Source organism: Desulfosporosinus youngiae DSM 17734, from assembly GCF_000244895.1.
Taxonomy (GTDB): Bacteria; Bacillota; Desulfitobacteriia; order Desulfitobacteriales; family Desulfitobacteriaceae; genus Desulfosporosinus; species Desulfosporosinus youngiae.
Genome location: NZ_CM001441.1, coordinates 966,529 through 984,484, shown reverse-complemented (window position 1 = coordinate 984,484; position 17,956 = coordinate 966,529). Strand labels below are relative to the sequence as shown.

The window sequence follows — 17,956 nt, the reverse complement described above, 5'->3', positions numbered from 1 at the left end:
GCGTATTATGATTCAACGACTATCAGAAATGAATTTACCCCACTTTCCGTTGCTCTCGGATAAAGAGATGATGGAATACCTTCATGCCGCCAAAGAAGGAGATACTGAGGCCCGGGAACGCCTGATTAATTGCAACCTGAAGCTGATTTTTAACTTAGTTCAACGTTTTGCACATCGAGGGTATGAAATGGAGGACCTCTTTCAGATTGGAACGATCGGTTTAATTAAAGCGATCGACAAATTTGACTTCTCCTATGGGGTTAAGTTTTCAACCTATGCAGTCCCCATGATTATTGGGGAAATACGACGTTTTCTCCGGGATGATCACCCTGTTAAAGTTCCCCGCTCCTATAAGGAACTTGTGTATAAAGTAAATCGCGCTCGGGATGAACTCTCTGCCACCTTAGGCAGAGAAGCAACCATCGGGGAAATTGCAGCTAATATTGGAGTTGACCGGGATGAGATCGTCGCGGCTCTTGAAGCTATCCAAAGCCCCACTTCCATCTACGATACCCTTTATCAAGACGACTCGGATCCCATCTACGTTCTCGATCAACTCTCTGAAGAAAAGGGGCCTGATTCCAGTTGGTTCGAAAAAATTGCCCTCAACGAAGTCTTGGACAAGCTGCCTGAAAGAGAAAAACGTGTCCTTCTGATGCGATTTTTTGAGGACAAAACCCAGAGCCAAATCGCCAGCCTGCTTAATCTCTCTCAAGTTCAGATTTCTCGCATTGAACGGGCAGCACTCCTAAGAATCCGCCAATTAGCCGAGATCAACGACCGGTCGAACTTAGAAAAAGACGACGGTTAGAAACCGAAGACACCTTTCATGGTCCGTGTCAATTGATCAACTAAGCCTGCCCTTGCCACCGCGTGATCCGCTATTAAATTTACGGTCGCTTGTAACTGATCATTCTGATAAAGCAGTACTTCCCCTATCTTTTGACCCTTCTCAATAGGTGCACTAATTTCTGGGTTCAGCTTAGTCTCGACCCAGAAATTTTTATCTTTTCCTTTTTCCACAGTTGCTCCTAAAGCTGTTTCCGTAACCGCAGTTATTTCATCTTCTACCCCTTTGGTAACTTTAACGACTCCTTGTTTCTCTTCAGCAGGGGCAAACTGTTTAAATTCATATTTAGCAAAGCCGTAGTTGTAGATTTTCATTGATTCGGCAAAATGTCCTCTGACTTGGGGTACACCCATTACGACACAAATCAAGCGCAAGCCGTTTCTCTCAACCGTTGAAGCCAGGCAATACTTAGCCTCATTCGTCCAGCCGGTTTTAAGACCATCTGCTCCAGGGTACCACCATAATAATTTGTTTGTATTGTAAAGCTTAAACTTCCCTTCCCGTAAGTCGTATTCTTTAATGCTGGTCAACTTACGGATCAGAGGATATTTAAGAACTTCCTTAGCAATTATCGCTAAATCATAGGCGCTCGTATAATGCCCTTCGGCAGGGAGCCCATAAGCATTAACAAAATGCGTGTTTTTCAATCCCAATTCCTGAGCTTTGCGATTCATGTCTTCTACAAAGGCTTCATGGGTACCGTTAATATGTTCGGCTACTGCCACACAGCCATCATTGGCCGAGCCAACGGCTATAGCAATTAACATCTGCTCTAACGAAAACGTTTCTCCTGGTTCAAGGTAGATCTGAGAACCGCCTAATTTACAAGCATTTTCACTGGCCGTTACAGTGTCTGTCAGCTTCACCTTTTCTTGCTCAATTGCCTCTGCAGCAACCAATAAGGTCATAATCTTAGTGACACTGGCCGGTGGTAATTCCTTATGTGATTCTTTTTCATACAATATTCGACCAGAAACTGCATCCATCAAAATCGCACTAGTTGCTTCAGTCTCAATCTCAACTCCCTGTACCGGCTTTACGTTCGCCAAACCTATGTTCCCAAGAACAATCCCTATGGCTAAAACAATTGCTAAAACTTTGCGCATCTTTTGTCCCCCCTTATAATTGGTGTGAATTTATTATTCCCGAAAACGTAAATTATATTGGAATTCTGCTATGAAATAGCAAAAGCTTTCGTTTTTTGAGCACAGACAAAGGGACGGGGTTATTGAAACTTAACTTTCAATAATCCCGTCCCCTTGTCACACTTTTATCCTTAATACCTTCCGAACTTCTTCACCGGTACTTTCACATCTCTCAGCCCATGCCAATAACAGGGACTGAGATACCGAAGGCTTATTTTAGATGGATAGATTCTATGTCTGAGCACACACCCCCGAATTACCTCGATCCCTGCGCTGTCGCACTCTTGTTGGAGCTCCCGGCTCCAGGTTTGTTCCTGGAACCAAATCTTACCGCATCCTGCCAAAACAGCATCCTGTACTAACGACTTAAGGTTTTCCGGGAGCAGGCACGGGACGACGACCGAAACCTTATCTGTCAGCTCCGCTAAGTTGGAATAAACCTTGCTTCCGTCTATGCGTGCCAAACCTTCCGCAACGGGATAAACAACACATCCAAAATCTTTCAATGCCCGCCAAGCCTTCCAGGCATGCTTATGCTTTTGAAATTTTTGAGCATTTCCCAAAACCGCATATGTATCCTGAGTTGATAACCCCTCTGCCAAAGGATAAATCGTTTTCTCGCGCGCCATATTAAAATCCCCCTCCCCAGTAGCACTTATACTATGCATACGTCAGGAGGAGGATATTATTCATAGCTAGGATCCCTGTTTTATAGATCAATGTTTACTCATTGTATCACTTCATGAATGTACTTACCGGGCTCCGGTTTCTGAAGGCTGAAAGAATATGCCCCTTTTGCTATTTGACCGGCTTTTTGGCGGTCTTCAAGATTAGTGTGCAGGATACAAAGAACATCCCCTGGATTAACTTTATCTCCAACCTTTTTCACCATTGTAACTCCTGCTGAAAAATCAATTGGATCGTCTTTCTTTTCTCTGCCCGCTCCTAACAGCATAGCGGTAATTCCTATACTTTCGGCATCAATAGCGGAAACGTAGCCACTCTCTGAAGATTTAATTTCAATGTGATACTTACTTTGCGGGAGAATGTTTGGGTCATTAACAACCTCCGGATTTCCGCCTTGTATACTCAACAACTCTTTAAACTTTTCAACAGCTTTACCTGATTTTATGATTCGTCTTAGCTCTTGATAAGCGGTATCAAAGTCTTTAAAAGCTCCTCCTAACACGGTCATGTATGATGCCAGAGTTAACGCTATTGTGGTCTCATCCTCTGACCCGTTTCCCTTCAGTATTTCAATGGCCTCTTTAACTTCATTGGCATTTCCAACCTCATGTCCGAGTGGCTGATTCATATCCGTTACAACGGCGATTGTTTTTTTATTTAATGACTTCCCTATCTCAACCATAGTCCTTGCCAGTTCAACGGCTTCATCAATTGACTTCATAAATGCACCTGAACCAACTTTAACGTCAAGCACTATACAGTCGGCACCGGAAGCAATCTTTTTGCTCATAATACTGCTGGCAATTAGAGGTATACTGTCCACTGTTGCAGTCACATCCCTGAGTGCATATATTTTCTTATCTGCCGGTGTTAAATTAGCACTCTGTCCCACTATTGCCATCTTATAGTTATTAACGTTGTTAATAAATGTTTCCCTGTCTAACACCGTTTTAAAACCTTCAATTGCTTCTAGTTTGTCGATGGTTCCGCCGGTATGTCCAAGCCCTCTCCCCGACATTTTTGCTACCGGAACTCCAACAGATGCAACAAGCGGAATGATTACAAGACTAAGCTTATCACCTACGCCTCCTGAAGAATGCTTGTCAACTTTAACTCCATGGATAGCTGATAAATCGTTCCTATCACCAGACTCTACAAAGGCTAACGTAAGATCAGCAATTTCCTTTTTATTCATACCCTTAAAGTAAACTGCCATCAAAAACGCCGACATCTGGTAGTCGGGAATTTCCTCATTTACATATCCTTGCACAATGAAGTTAATTTCATTTTCAGTTATAGCTTCACCGCGTTTTTTCTTCTGAATTATATCTACAACTCTCAAGCTGCCATTTTCCCTCCCCGATAAGTCTTAAACGATTTCCGGCAGATACTCCTAAAGTACCTTCATCAGCCCCTCTACAAAGTTTACAAATTTTTTCCCGACCCGTTCGGCCGTCTCCATAACTTCCCCATGGCTAAGTTTTTGAGGCAAAATTCCAGCAGCCATATTAGTTACACACGAAATCCCTAAGACCTTCATACCTCCGTGATTAGCAACAATCACTTCCGGAACTGTACTCATGCCGACCATATCCGCGCCAATCGAGCGAGAATAGCGAATTTCAGCCGGAGTTTCATAGCTGGGACCGCTCATCCCTGCATAAACCCCTTCTTGGGGACGAATTTCATAATCCGGCATGAGCGCTAAGGCCTTTTGACGCCACTCAGAATTATAGGCCTCACTCAGGTCCGGAAAACGAGGACCTAGTTTTGCCAGATTCGGCCCGCGCAAAGGATTTTCCCCCATTAGGTTGAGATGGTCTTTGATAAGTATTAAATCCCCTGCTTGAAAATCAGGATTTATTCCTCCGGCTGCATTTGTTACAATCAGACCCTTTACTCCTAAGACCTGCATAACCCGAATCGGAAAGGTTACTTCCTGCATTGTATACCCTTCATAGTAGTGAAAGCGTCCCTGCATAACCACCAGGGACCGGCCTTTTACCTTGCCGAAAACTAATTGCCCGGCATGCCCTTCGACCGTTGAAATCGGGAAATGGGGAATATCTTGGTAACCAATGGTTACTTTATTCTCTACTAAATCTGCAAACGCCCCTAACCCTGAGCCTAAAATAATGCCGAGCTCGGGAAGGGAAGGGACTTGCTCCATAATGTAACTACGTGCTTCGTCCAGTTTAGCATTATATTCTATTTCCGAAGTCATTTTAATCATCCTCCTCAAATATTGATGCATAAAAGCTCATTCCATTTTTCAGCGGTTCGGTTTCCAGGTATTCGGCCACTGTTGCTCCTAAATCTGCGAAGGTTGATCTTACACCCAGGTCAACCCCCTTCTTCAAGCCCGGACCGTAAACTAATAACGGAACATATTCCCTACTGTGATCCGTACTGGGCATGGTTGGGTCGCACCCGTGATCCGCTGTAATAATCAGCATATCCTCTGAGCGCAGAGCTGCATAGATCTCCGGTAAGCGGGCATCAAACTCCTGAAGGGCCCGGGCATACCCTTCCACATCATTACGATGTCCATAAAGCATATCGAAATCAACCAGATTGGTCATAATCAGACCCTTCTCAAGTTTCTCCATATAATCCAGCGTCTTATCAACACTCTCCATGTTTCCCTTGGAAGTCACATGATGGGTCACACCCCGGCCTGCATAGATATCCTTAATCTTACCCACTGCGCAGACTTCCAGTCCGCGTTCCTCTATGTATTCTAATAATATTTTATGAGGGGGTTCCAGGGCAAAATCATGCCGATTGGAAGTACGATAGAAGTGTCCGACTTCCCCAAGGAAGGGACGGGCAATCACGCGCCCAACTTGAAGTTCATCCGTCAGCATAGTACGTGCTGTCTGACAGATGCGCATCAGCTCCGGCAGCGGAATAATTTCTTCGTGGGCTGCTACTTGAAATACTGAATCCGCCGAAGTATACACAATGGGCCTTCCCGTTCGCACATGCTCTTCGCCAAGACGCTGAATAATCTCCGTTCCGGAGGCTACTTCATTGCCAATCACCTTTCTCCCGATCGCTTCCTCATAGCGTTTAATAAACTCCTTTGGAAAACCATGGGGGAAGGTCGGAAGGGCTCTCTCCAAGATCACTCCGGCTATTTCCCAGTGTCCGCTGGTTGTATCCTTACCTGATGATTGTTCTGCCATTTTTCCGAAACAGCCTTCAGGGTCGGGAACTGCCGGAACCCCTATGATGGAATTTATTCTTCCTAGTCCAAGTTTCTCTAAATGAGGTAAATTGAGTCCGCCGCGTTCCCGGGCAATGTTGCCCAGTGTATAGCTTCCTGAGTCCCCATAGTCTCCTGCATCAGGCAGTTCTCCGATTCCAACACTGTCTAAAACGATTAATATAACTCTTCTCGGCACAGCTTCCTTCACTCCCTAATCTTATGATCCGCTCGTGGATGGGCTTTCTGAAAGACATCTAACAAGCGTTTCCGGGTCAGATGAGTATAAATTTGAGTCGTCGCAATGTCCGCATGCCCCAGCATTTCCTGCACAGAACGCAGGTCAGCTCCATGATCCAGGAGATGGGTTGCGAAACTATGCCGAAACATGTGCGGAGAAATCCTTTGTTCAAGATGATGTTCTTTTCCCCATTTATTAAGAATGTGAACAACTCCTTGGCGGGTCAAGGGACGACCATGGCTATTTAAAAAAAGGATATCGCTTGTTTGTTTACCACATAAATGCGCACGTGGTCCATCTAAATAACGTTCCAAGTTACGGATCGCCGGTTCACCTAACGGCACAATCCGCTCCTTACTCCCTTTCCCGACACAACGTACATAACCCACATCCAATGACACATCCGACACCCGTAAACTAATCAGTTCAGAAACTCTAAGTCCACTGCTGTAAATTACTTCCAGCATAGCTAAATTTCTCAAAGTTAAAACCGTTTCTTCCTCTGATTGCAATAGTTTGTCCATTGTCCCTTCCGACAACACCTTCGGAAGCGGCTGATTTAACTTTGGAGTCACTAAATAAGTACTTGGATTATCGTTCCGCAGCCCTTCATCCAGCAAAAACGCGAAAAATCCTCGGAGTGTTGCATTACATCGTGCAATCGTTCGAGGTGCTTTGCCATTTTCTTTTAATTTCAGCAAAAATAAAAACAAGTCATTCCCCTCGCAGCGGGAGACATCCGTACCCCGCTGCTTGAGGTAAATTATCAGCTGGCGCAAATCACGCTCATACGCTTGCCTCGTGTTCTCTGAAAGCCCCCGCTCCACATGCAAGTACGTCATGTATCTTTTCAAAAGCGTTTCTTCGGAGGTCAAGCCATCCCCCCCTTTTCTACTATCTTCTACATAGGAAGGGAATATTCCTTTACTGTTCAGCCATTTGCCTGGGTTGAGTGGTCGTCTCTACACGTAAGGGGTTACCATGGGGTTTTTGATCATTATGTAAGAGTGTGGACATCCAACTATTACACATAGCTACTAGTTTTGGCAGAAGAAATGCCAGTAAAATCAGAAGGACAAAGACCCTGCCAAGATAAAGAAAAAAATCCCTCCAGCGTTTTGTTGGTAGCATCACGCTCCCCCCTATCCTTAAAACCTATGCACTTCCTGATTGTCCTTATCCTTGAAAAAAGAATGGACCGAATATCTTTAGTCGGTCCCGGGCCATTAATAAAAACGAGTGAAGCCCAATGATTGGGTTCCACTCGTTTGATAAACACATTTACCTTTCAGCATTAGCCAAAGAGCGCTCCAGAGTCTAGAGCAAAGCTTCTTCCAGCGGAGTATACATTATATTCAGTGATTCTGCGACTGCTTTATAGGTTAACTTGCCATTGATAACATTTACCCCTTTACGCAGTGACCGATTTTCTTGAATCGCTTTGAAAAATCCTTTATTGACAATTTCAAGTGCATAACCAAGGGTTACATTGGTCAAGGCATAAGTTGAGGTTCGGGGAACTGCACCAGCAATATTGGCCACTGAGTAATGAACCACTCCATATTTGATATAGGTAGGATCATCATGAGTTGTAACCCGGTCAACGGTTGCAATGCTGCCTCCTTGGTCGATTGCAACATCGACAAGGACACTTCCGGGCGACATGGCTTTCACCATCTCCTCTGTAACCAGATGAGGCGCACGGGCACCGGGAATAAGCACTGCCCCAACCAATAAATCCGATTTAGCAACACTGTTCGCTATATTAAAGGGATTTGAAGCCAGAGTTCTCACTCGGCCGTTAAACATTTCATCAATTTCTCTTAAACGCTGTGTGCTTTTTTCCACAATTGTAACTCCTGCCCCTAGTCCGACAGCCATTCTTGCCGCATTTGTACCTACAATTCCGCCGCCAATAATGGTTACGTTTGCAGGAGTAACGCCGGGAACTCCCCCAAGCAGAACTCCTTTTCCGCCGCTTGGTTTTTCCAGTAATTGAGCACCGATTTGAATCGCCATGCGTCCGGCCACTTCGCTCATAGGAGTAAGTAAAGGCAATGAACCATTATCCAATTGGATGGTTTCATAAGCTATCGCCGCGACTTGTTTTTCCATAAGTACCTTTGTTAATTCAGGTTCTTTAGCCAGATGCAAATAAGTATATAGAATTTGTCCGGGTTTAAAATATCCATATTCAGAGGGGATGGGTTCTTTAACCTTAATAATCATATCGGCTTGCCAAACATCTTCGGCTAAATCAGCGATCTGAGCACCAGCATCAATATACTGTTGATCGGTGATGCCACTGCCTTCGCCAGCAGACTTTTCCACAAGAACTTGATGCCCCGTCAGCGTAAAAGCATGGACACCAGCTGGGGTAATAGCCACCCGACTTTCATTATTTTTAATCTCTTTAGGTACTCCAATCAGCATTGATTAAACCTCCATCTCAGTCATTAGCTTATGTATAGCTGTATTATAATGCAATTATTGTGCGGTTAGCAAGCTTTGCAATCTTCAGTTAAATTCGGTGCCCGCTGGGAGTGAATGTTGATGAACTCTTGAGTGGCTGTTCATGCCTCTGAGACAGCACCATTAGATGATGAAAATAGGTCGCTCGGGTCGGGCAGCTTCTCCCACATCCGTTCACTCAGCACTCCGAGGCTCGCCCACTCACCAGCGCGGGACTCCGCCAAACCTCCGGGTAATACCTGATGTGAACCCGTGGCTCCGTCTCCCCGCACCGGCTTGTGGGCTTTTACCGCCTCTCCATGCGATGAGTTCACTCCTGTGGGAGAAGCTGCCCTGCTTGCGGGCCTGGGGACTCTTCTGCAGATCTTTAGGGTCTTTTTTAGGGTAGAGGAGCTTTTCAGAGGTGAAATAGGCGCAGCCCAAGGATTGAAAAATAACCTTGTGCAACACCTACTGCGACTGCACCAACGGAAACAAACGCTGCTGCTGCAGTATAATAAAGAAATTCTCTGCGCAGCGATTCTCCCCGGGCTTTTCCGCGAAGTAAAAGAAAGGAAAAGATCGTTGCTAGTCCCGCTCCAAGGAGAAGTAAGGGCACAGCAAACATCGTAGGTATAAAAACCGTTGTTAATACAAGAGCAATTCCCAGCGTCCCTTTCGCTCCAATAATAAAGCTGATTGTAAAGCCGAGAATAAATCCCCTTGTAAAGACGATTAAATAAATTAAGGGCGCTCCAATAATCGTGAGACCTAAAATCCAAATTCCGGCCATCATGATAAACATATCCCTGGCAAGTTGTCCCAAAAAGGCCGGTTCAAAGCTTGTGGGCTGACTTTTGAGAAGTGTATCTAAAAACTTCCCTAGCTGTGAGGTTTCAGATACCCCCAGAGCATTGACCCCAACCCCGCCAAAAACGACACCGGCAAGATAAACACTTGAAAGTGTAAGATAAATAACCCAATATTGACGAATGTGATCGCCAAGTTGTTTCCACATCCTGCGCACCCCTTCCCATAGTCCTCTATGGAATTTTATTCCACAGGGTGAGAAAGTATGTCCACAACTCTGCCAAATAGTCCTCCTCCGCCGGCTTCTATTATTAATTCTCCGCAACGGTCTTTGATAATCCAGTCCGCAACCTTTTCACCGGCAATGCACCGCAGCTCTTCCACATCAACCTGGTGAAGTATGGCCATTTCCGTACCAAAAGCCTGCAAGAGGCGTTCATACATTTTGGGCCCAATCCCGGGAAGCTGTCGCAGCGGTACCTGATGGACATAATTCGAAACCTTGTGTTTCCCTAAAGGACGATCAGCTATACTAGTTAAACGATCTAAGACACCCATCACAACATTTCCGCTTCCACACTTTGGACACATCAATTGTGGCGCGCTGCTTTGGACAACTCTTTCGCAGCTTAGACAATACGTACGATGATATTTACCCATTCTGGGAGGCAAGCCGTAGTTTCGCACACCCTGTTTGGTTTTCCTTTGGATTAAATCTAATAGTCCTGCAAACGTGGCGTCTGTATGAGCAAATGAGTTATACTCCCGGGCAATGTTAGGCAAAGAGTGGGCATCAGAATTGCTAAACATCACCAGAGAGTCTAATTCACTGATACACTCAGCCATGGCTCGATCTGCGCTTAGCCCAATTTCCAGGGCCTTAGGCAAGACTGGCAGAACCTCTCTCAATCTCCGGCAGCAGTTTCCATAAACCCCCTTATGGGGAGTGAAGGCATGAGCCGGAAACCAAATTCCCTCTGCTTTGCTGACTGCCTCCAACCACAGATCGATAGGCAGAAAGCCCCTTTGAGTACTTAACTGCCAGTTCTTAATACTAGGTTTAATCAACCGTACATACTGTTCCACTTGTTCGATAAAGGGAAAATAAGCTAAGAAGTGAGCATTCCCTTCTCCGACTTGTAATTCTATTTCATGTCCCGGTATCACTGTTAACCCGCCGGCAGAGTACCCTCCCGCAGATAAGGTCCGCAGATGACCCGAAGCAAGCAACTCCTTGAAATCCTGTTGAACCCCGATCGAATGCGAATCAACAATCCCAACCAATGAAAGTCCTTTTATATCCCTCGCAGCTTTAAAAATGTTAGGTAAGGTTAACGTCTTGGCCCCAGTAATCTTAACAAACTTCCCGTCTAAGCTTTGTCCGATATGTATATGCAAATCTGCAAAGATCATCGAATTCTTCCCTGTACTAATAAAATACCAAGGATTGTTTTGGCATCATTATACTTATTCTTCAGTGCCCCACGCAGAGCTTCATCCCAGGAAATTTTCTCAACCCCGATAAATTCATCCTCATCGGGAGTGAGCGGATCCCAGACTAAATCCCGGGCCAGATAAAGATGCATCACCTCATCTGAAAAACCTGGTGTCGTATAAAAAGTGCCGATATGTTCCATAGTTCCCCGATAACCTGTCTCTTCGCGAAGTTCCCGTACAGCACAATCAAGGGGAGGTTCCTGGGGATCAAGTTTACCTGCGGGGATTTCTAAGGTTTCCTGAGCAATGGCATAGCGGTATTGACGGACTAAGAGAACCTGCTGATCCTGTATAGCTATAATCCCGACCGCACCCGGATGCCTCACAACTTCTCGGGAGGACTCATGCCCGTTTGGCAAACGAACCGTGTCCCGTTCGATACGCAGCATTCGTCCCTCAAAAAGCACATCCCCATCAATGCGTTCTTCTTGCAAGTTTTGCTTTTCCATGAGCTTCCTTCTTTCCTTTACATTCCTCTTTAATCATCTTACCCCATGCTCGATATATGATTCAATAAAAAATAATAACACCTATACAGAACCCTGAAAGGGTAATGATTAAGGTGTTATTAACAAATTTCTCTATCTAACCAATGCTTATAGCCTTCGGTAGTTTAACTTTAATACATGATCGACATTCGCAGTTTATCAGCCACCATGGCCACAAACTCCGAATTCGTGGGCTTACCCCGATCCACATTAATCGTATAGCCAAAAAAGCGATTCATGAAATCGACATTGCCGCGATCCCAGGCCAATTCAATGGCATGGCGAATAGCCCGTTCAACACGACTGGGAGTGGTCTGATATTTGGCAGCAATCATGGGATACAACTCTTTGGTAACTGCTCCAAGCAGGGATACATCCGTCACTACGTTTACGATAGCATCCCGTAAATATTGATACCCTTTGACATGGGCGGGTACCCCCATCTGATGAATCATTCTTGTAACTTCTACTTCAAGGTTTTTAGACGATGGCGGCAAGATGCTATTTGGAATTTGCGAATTCAAACTAGTACTTGAACCCGCATTCCCATTGTTAGTTAAATTCGCATTTGAATTTGAAAGAGTATTTCTATTGGACGCCGTATGGACGTTAGAAGCTATATTAATACTATTAGAAAAATCATCTTGTAATTGGCGAATGCGTTTACCTAAAATATCAAGGTCAAACGGTTTCAGGATGTAGTAATTTGCACCAAGGCTTACTGCACGTTGAGTCATTGATTCCTGTCCAAAGGCAGTCAAAATGATAATTTTAGGTCTAAGCGGTGCGTTTTGCAGTTTTTCTAGTACACCTAAGCCATCAAGATGAGGCATAATAATATCTAATAGCACAACATGAGGTTCTTCCCGAGATATTAAATCCAGAGCCTCATTTCCATGATATGCTACCCCAACAAGGCTCATATCTTCCTGCCGCTCAATATACTCTTTGACAACCTCGACAAATTCTCGGTTGTCATCTGCTAATAAGACACGTATAGGCCTTTGCATTTCCCAGGATCCCCCTCATTTCTACCGCGTTCAATTTATATTTTCGACAATTGTTTAAATACTCCTTCTTTTAATAACAAGATTTTGTACTTTTTATTTCAAAAAGAATAGAGCAGCCAATTTTCAGGCTGCTCCAAGGATAAATTTTGATAGAAACTTTAAGCCGCTTCTTTTTTGGTCAGTTGATTGCTGTCGTTCAGCATGTTTTGAATAAAGACACCATATCCCCGTTGACTATCATTCACAAAAACATGGGTGACCGCTCCTATCAGTTTCCCATTTTGTACTATGGGGCTTCCGCTCATTCCCTGGATAATACCGCCTGTAGCTTCTAATAACCTGGGATCAGTCACTCTAATAATCATATTTTTGCTGTCGGTTCGATTGTGCATTACTCTATCGATATTAACCTCAAACTCCTCAATCTTTTCTCCTTGTATTACCGTATAGATTTTGGCCGGACCCACCTTAATCTCAGTTTCCCATCCAACCGGTATTGCCTCCTTAAAGTATGGATTCTCAATCTGCCCGCTCATCCGGCCAAAGATTCCTGTTATCGTGTTCTTTTCAATCGTTCCGCTGAAAACAGAATTTGGGATAAAGGAACCGATTTTTTCCCCTGGATGACCGCGTTTTCCTTTTTCAATAGCATAAATAGTGGAGGCAATGACTTTACCATTATAAACTTCAATTTTCTGGTTGGTATCTGCATCCGTGATCACATGCCCGAGCGCGCCGTATAATTTTGAAACTGGATCTACGAAAGACAAGGTACCGACACCTGCTGCTTCATCCCGAACAAATAAACCCATGCGATATCTTCCTGTTTCACTGCAAAAAATTGGCTGTACTACTTTCTCAATAGTTTGTTCTTCATGTTTGAAAAGAACTTTCGCTGTTCCTTTTTCTTTTCCAGCTAAATTGATGGCATTTGATACTTCTTGATCTGTTTTAACTTCTTGGTTTTCAATTTTCAATAGTATATCTCCGACCTGAATTCCGGCCTCCTTAGCGGGAAAACAACTCTTTCCATCTTTGTCAACGACCGGAGCTTGCCCCACAACCATAACACCTTTAGTTTGTAATGTTACTCCAATCGATTGACCGCCAGGTACTAACTTGATGGGATTCATGACTTCGACCTCAGCTGACCGCAAAGGGAAAATCCCAAAAAGTTTGTAGGCTACTTCCAATTTCTCTGATACTGGAGAAGTAGACATTCCTGAAGATACTGAAACTGTCGGATTAGAAGAGATTTTTTCTACCTTGATTATACTGGACCAGATACCCTTTAGGTCAGGTTCCATTTGACCGATTTGAATCTGGTGAATCCGAGGCAATTCAACTAATAGTTGAAGGAAGGTACAGAACAAGAGACTGATGATTAATAGAACACTTCTTTTTTTCACTCTCTTATCATCCTCCACTCTATTCTCCCCATTTAATCTCTCCTTTTTCCTCGTTTAGAGCGGTAACATAATAAGTGAAGTGACCATTTTTTTGTGAAATTCTAACGTTAAATTATCCAAATCGCTTGTTTTTCATCCTGCCAAAAGTGTTCCAGATTCCTAAAACAATGGCAAATTAAACAAAACAAAAAAGACTGCATAAATTTGTTTACGCAATCTTTTTAAAACTAAATCTATTATTAAACTAAGTAAAAACGATCCTGATCGTTCTCTGGAATGGCTTAACTAGCCCCAAAGCCCATCAAGCTTCGTGCCTCTTGCCCCGCACAGACCGTTCCCATAATTCCTGGGCGTGTTTACGTGTTATCTCTATCTCCCCGCCCCCAAGCATCCGGGCAAGTTCTTCAATACGGTCAGACTCGGTTAATATGTCAACTCGAGTCCGAGTCCGATCAGCACTCACTTCTTTTACTATGCCATAGTGAGCCTCAGCAAATGCTGCCACCTGTGCGGCATGTGTGATACAAAATACTTGTTTATTCCGGGCGATTTTAGCCAACTTTTCACCAACTCTATGAATCGTTCGGCCTCCAACCCCACTGTCTACCTCATCAAAGATGAAGGTTCCGACAGACTCTACTTTTGCCAGCAGACTTTTTAAAGCTAACATCAAACGAGACATTTCCCCTCCCGAGGCGACTTTAGCCAAGGGCTTAGGCGGCTCTCCCATATTGGCTGAGAAATAAAATTCTGCAGTTTCTGCACCACCAATTGCAGGGTCCTCATTTGGCATAAAGCGAACTTCAAAACGACTTTTCTCTAAGCCCAGATCCGCAAGTTCCAGTGCTAGTCCGTTTTCGATACTGGCGGCTACTTGCTGTCTTTTTAAGCTAAGCTGTTCTGCGACAATTTCATAGGCTTTACGAGTTGCCTGCTTTTCATTATGAATTGTTTCGAACTGCTCCTGAACATGAGTTATCTGATCCAGCTCTTGAAGCATGTTCTCCCGTTTTTCTAAGACCTCTTCAATCGTTGTTCCAAATCTGCGAAGCTTTTTAAGTAGAATAAGCCGCTCTTCAATTTGGTCAAGCCTTTCCGGTTCGAACTCAAAATTATCTCGATACCCCCTGATTTGTTCAGCCAAATCTTCTGAGGAATAATAGATAGACTCAATTTGCTCATAAACATTTAAGGTATCATCCAGCCGATCCAATTCTTGCAGGGCTTTCCGCGCCTGGCCCAACCTATCAAACGCTGAGGGCTTACCCGCAGAACCTTCATAAAGGGCTCCATAGGCATCAGAAACCAGGCTATTAATTCGCTCCGCGTTGCTTAGGCGTTTCTTTTCCTGAATGAGATTTTCTTCTTCACCTGGAATGGGACTAACCCGATCTATCTCCTCTATCTGATAACGAAGAAATTCTTCACGTTTTTGACGTTCCTCTTCTGAAATAGACAACTCACGCTCTCTGCGCATAACTCTATGATAGGCTTTGGCTGCTTCATTGACTAAACTGACATCCTCTTGCAGCCCTCCTAAATCATCCAATAAGTTCGGGTGTGTTTCCGGGCGAAAGAGAGACAGATGTTCTATTTGTCCGTGAATATCCACAAGACCTACACATAGGGAGCGATAGAGGGTTAACGGAATCGACCGGCCTTGAATACGACAGATGTTCTTTCCAGTGGAGTTTATTTCACGAAAAAGAAACACTTGACCGTCTTCTGCTGAATAACCTGCCTCTTCGAGCCTCTGTAAGCACTCGGGAGGCAGATCTTCAAAGACTCCTTCAATCCTGGCTCGCGTTTCTCCATGCCGAATAAGATCTGTGTTAGCGCGTCCACCTAAGAGAACCCCAAGTGAATCAATCAGCATCGATTTGCCTGCGCCTGTTTCACCTGTAAAAACGGTTAAACCATTACCGAAATTCAGACGTACTGACTCCATAAGCCCAAAATTCTCCACGTGCAGCTCTGCTAGCATAACGAACCTCCTATCCAAGCAAGGTGCTAATCCGTTCCAAAACCGTCTGAACGGCTTCTTTAGGCTTAATAACCAAGAGAATCGTATCATCCCCAGCCACTGTGCCAATGACCTCTTCCCAGTTGCTGTTATCCATGACTGCTGCTAAGGCATGTGCATTTCCTGGTATAGTATGAATAACAATCAGACTTTCTGTGTCATTAATGGAAACCACCGTTTCTCGCAGCAAACGTTTTAAGCGATCTTGTAAGTTAGTTGGATGCGCTTCCATCGGAACCGCATAGCGATATTCATCTCCTGGGCTTGGAACTTTAACCAAGCCCATTTCCTTAATATCCCTGGAGACGGTTGCTTGGGTTACCTCGAAACCGGCAGCACGAAGTCTATCCGCAAGATCCTCCTGAGTATGAATGACTTCCTTCGAAATGATTTCTTGAACCTTTATCTGGCGACGTGCTTTCATACACTAAGCCTCCTTTCGCGAAGCACGAGGTTCATGCTCGATGCTCGAATGTTTTGCCCGTACATCGCGCCTCGTGCTTATTCATGCCAGCGATCTCTTAACTTTTCTCGAACCACTTGGGGAAAACTGCGAGCACCTAGCCGAATCAGCAAGGCGCTTATGGGAGCAGTTTTAATAATCACGGACTGTCCGGAATAAAGTACGATACTATGACGACCATCAAAGGTCACCATGCATTTTTCTCCATTAGCAATAAGAATTTCAATTTCTTCCTCATCTGAGACGAGCATAGGACGAGCCGAAAGAGAATGCGCCGCTAAAGGAGTCAGCAAAATCGCTTGTACATTAGGACTGATGATTGGTCCACCGGCAGAAAGTGAATACGCTGTGGAACCAGTTGGAGTGGAAACAATCAACCCGTCAGCCGGATAACTAACTGTAGGTTCTCCGGAAAGGTTCGCTTGAAGTGTAATGATTCCATCTCTGCCTTCTCTGGAAAAAACAACATCATTTAAGACCAATTGAGAGGTCTCCTGCCCGTCTTGGTTAATAACCGCATTTAACATTAACCTCTCTTGAATCTCAAAATCTTCGCGCAGAATCTGTTCCAAGGCACTGAAAACTTCTTCCCGCTCAATTTCACATAGGAACCCTAAACGTCCAAAATTAACCCCCAACACAGGGATTTTATACGTAGAAGCTTCCCGTGCCGCCTGAAGAAGGGTACCATCCCCTCCTAAGGATATTAGAAATTGAGCCTTGCGCCGAGTAATGTCTTCCCACTCAGTTAAAACGACCCATCCACGAGCTTGGAACCAATCCTCAATTTGGAGAGCCAGAGCTATGGCTTCCGGTTTACTCATATTGCGCCACAAACCAACGATTTTTTCCATTAATTATTCCGTCTCTTTCTGAGCCATGTGAACTACCTGTTCCAGCTCTGAATGCCAATCTATACCTGATTCCCTTTGTAACCCCAACCAAACCAAATATTCGATATTTCCCTCAGGACCACGAATCGGTGAATAGTCTAACCCTAAGACTGTAAATCCTATACCTTCCGCCTGGCCAAGGACAGTCTCCAAAACCTGTTTATGTACGGTTCCATCTTTAACGACACCCTTTTTTCCTACATGCTCTCGTCCAGCCTCAAATTGAGGCTTGATGAGAGATAGTACTTGTCCATCCTCTTTAAGAACAGCAATCATAGCTGAAAATATCTTCGTTATGGAGATAAAGGCCACATCTGATACGACCCAATCTATCTTCTCCGGGAGGGTGTCTTTGGTGAGATAACGGGCATTGACTCGTTCCATCGAGACGACTCGGGAATCTGTCCGAAGTTTCCAGTCCAACTGTCCATACCCAACATCCACGGCATAAACCCGTTTTGCGCCATTTTGCAAAGCGCAATCTGTAAAGCCTCCTGTTGAAGCACCAATATCTACAATCACCTGATCCTTAAAGGAGATTGGAAAGGCTTCCAGCGCTTTAGCTAATTTTAATCCTCCCCGGGAAACAAACGGCAGAATTTCTCCTTTTATCTCTATTATAGTTTCCGGAGGGAATTCCGCACCTGGCTTATCTACCCGTTGACCGCCGATAAACACAACTCCTGACATCACCATTGCCTTAGCTTTTTCACGGCTGGCTGCCAATCCAGTCCTAACCATCAATACATCAATTCGTTCTTTCCCTTTAGCCACTATATCC

19 protein-coding genes are annotated in these 17,956 nt (G+C 44.5%); 1 reads left to right on the top strand and 18 read right to left on the bottom strand.

Features of this window, described 5'->3' with window-relative positions:
• Positions 1 to 7: 7 nt before the first annotated feature.
• A complete protein-coding gene (gene sigF, locus DESYODRAFT_RS04690; RefSeq protein WP_007780092.1) occupies positions 8 to 811 on the top strand; it encodes an RNA polymerase sporulation sigma factor SigF in 804 nt (267 codons plus the stop codon).
• Here sigF and DESYODRAFT_RS04685 read toward each other — a convergent pair.
• From DESYODRAFT_RS04685 to DESYODRAFT_RS04605, 18 genes are all read right to left on the bottom strand, one after another.
• Positions 808 to 1,956, bottom strand: a complete 1,149-nt coding sequence (locus DESYODRAFT_RS04685; RefSeq protein WP_007780090.1) for a D-alanyl-D-alanine carboxypeptidase family protein — start codon at positions 1,954 to 1,956, stop codon at positions 808 to 810. The two genes, sigF and DESYODRAFT_RS04685, sit on opposite strands and share 4 nt — an antisense overlap.
• 170 nt (positions 1,957 to 2,126) lie before the next feature.
• A complete protein-coding gene (locus DESYODRAFT_RS04680) occupies positions 2,127 to 2,624 on the bottom strand; it encodes a CoA-binding protein (protein ID WP_007780088.1) in 498 nt (165 codons plus the stop codon).
• A 98-nt stretch (positions 2,625 to 2,722) separates the two neighbouring features.
• Positions 2,723 to 4,024 carry a pyrimidine-nucleoside phosphorylase gene (locus DESYODRAFT_RS04675; RefSeq protein ID WP_007780085.1) on the bottom strand — a complete coding sequence of 434 codons (1,302 nt, stop codon included), beginning with the start codon at positions 4,022 to 4,024 and terminating at the stop codon, positions 2,723 to 2,725.
• Between the two features lie 51 nt (positions 4,025 to 4,075).
• Positions 4,076 to 4,906 carry a purine-nucleoside phosphorylase gene (locus DESYODRAFT_RS04670; protein ID WP_007780083.1) on the bottom strand — a complete coding sequence of 277 codons (831 nt, stop codon included), beginning with the start codon at positions 4,904 to 4,906 and terminating at the stop codon, positions 4,076 to 4,078.
• A gap of 1 nt (position 4,907) precedes the next feature.
• Entirely contained in the window at positions 4,908 to 6,089 is a 1,182-nt protein-coding gene (locus DESYODRAFT_RS04665; RefSeq protein ID WP_042338222.1) for a phosphopentomutase, read from the bottom strand.
• Positions 6,090 to 6,097: 8 nt separating this feature from the next.
• Entirely contained in the window at positions 6,098 to 7,006 is a 909-nt protein-coding gene (gene xerD, locus DESYODRAFT_RS04660) for a site-specific tyrosine recombinase XerD (RefSeq protein ID WP_007780078.1), read from the bottom strand.
• A 49-nt stretch (positions 7,007 to 7,055) separates the two neighbouring features.
• Positions 7,056 to 7,262 carry a hypothetical protein gene (locus tag DESYODRAFT_RS04655; protein ID WP_007780076.1) on the bottom strand — a complete coding sequence of 69 codons (207 nt, stop codon included), beginning with the start codon at positions 7,260 to 7,262 and terminating at the stop codon, positions 7,056 to 7,058.
• 186 nt (positions 7,263 to 7,448) lie between these two features.
• Entirely contained in the window at positions 7,449 to 8,564 is a 1,116-nt protein-coding gene (ald, locus tag DESYODRAFT_RS04650; RefSeq protein WP_007780073.1) for an alanine dehydrogenase, read from the bottom strand.
• Positions 8,565 to 8,704: 140 nt separating this feature from the next.
• On the bottom strand, positions 8,705 to 8,917 hold the full coding sequence (locus DESYODRAFT_RS26955; RefSeq protein WP_083842132.1) for a hypothetical protein: 213 nt from the start codon (positions 8,915 to 8,917) through the stop codon (positions 8,705 to 8,707).
• A gap of 83 nt (positions 8,918 to 9,000) precedes the next feature.
• The gene (locus DESYODRAFT_RS04645; protein WP_007780071.1) at positions 9,001 to 9,600 is read right to left on the bottom strand and encodes a stage II sporulation protein M; all 600 of its coding nucleotides are present in this window, start codon (positions 9,598 to 9,600) and stop codon (positions 9,001 to 9,003) included.
• A 35-nt stretch (positions 9,601 to 9,635) separates the two neighbouring features.
• Positions 9,636 to 10,805 (bottom strand): endonuclease Q family protein, encoded by a 1,170-nt coding sequence (locus DESYODRAFT_RS04640; protein ID WP_007780068.1) that lies wholly within the window; start codon positions 10,803 to 10,805, stop codon positions 9,636 to 9,638.
• A complete protein-coding gene (locus DESYODRAFT_RS04635; protein WP_007780065.1) occupies positions 10,802 to 11,338 on the bottom strand; it encodes an NUDIX domain-containing protein in 537 nt (178 codons plus the stop codon). The genes DESYODRAFT_RS04640 and DESYODRAFT_RS04635 overlap by 4 nt, the downstream gene beginning before the upstream one ends.
• A gap of 170 nt (positions 11,339 to 11,508) precedes the next feature.
• Positions 11,509 to 12,387 carry a sporulation transcription factor Spo0A gene (spo0A, locus tag DESYODRAFT_RS04630; protein WP_007780062.1) on the bottom strand — a complete coding sequence of 293 codons (879 nt, stop codon included), beginning with the start codon at positions 12,385 to 12,387 and terminating at the stop codon, positions 11,509 to 11,511.
• A 158-nt stretch (positions 12,388 to 12,545) separates the two neighbouring features.
• Positions 12,546 to 13,796 (bottom strand): SpoIVB peptidase, encoded by a 1,251-nt coding sequence (gene spoIVB, locus DESYODRAFT_RS04625; protein ID WP_042339331.1) that lies wholly within the window; start codon positions 13,794 to 13,796, stop codon positions 12,546 to 12,548.
• Between the two features lie 301 nt (positions 13,797 to 14,097).
• Positions 14,098 to 15,780 (bottom strand): DNA repair protein RecN, encoded by a 1,683-nt coding sequence (gene recN, locus DESYODRAFT_RS04620; RefSeq protein WP_007780057.1) that lies wholly within the window; start codon positions 15,778 to 15,780, stop codon positions 14,098 to 14,100.
• Between the two features lie 10 nt (positions 15,781 to 15,790).
• Complete coding sequence (argR, locus tag DESYODRAFT_RS04615) at positions 15,791 to 16,243, bottom strand: arginine repressor (RefSeq protein WP_007780055.1); 453 nt, start codon at positions 16,241 to 16,243, stop codon at positions 15,791 to 15,793.
• A 77-nt stretch (positions 16,244 to 16,320) separates the two neighbouring features.
• Positions 16,321 to 17,136, bottom strand: a complete 816-nt coding sequence (locus DESYODRAFT_RS04610) for an NAD(+)/NADH kinase (RefSeq protein ID WP_007780053.1) — start codon at positions 17,134 to 17,136, stop codon at positions 16,321 to 16,323.
• A 3-nt stretch (positions 17,137 to 17,139) separates the two neighbouring features.
• Entirely contained in the window at positions 17,140 to 17,949 is an 810-nt protein-coding gene (locus tag DESYODRAFT_RS04605; RefSeq protein ID WP_007780050.1) for a TlyA family RNA methyltransferase, read from the bottom strand.
• Positions 17,950 to 17,956: the final 7 nt, after the last annotated feature.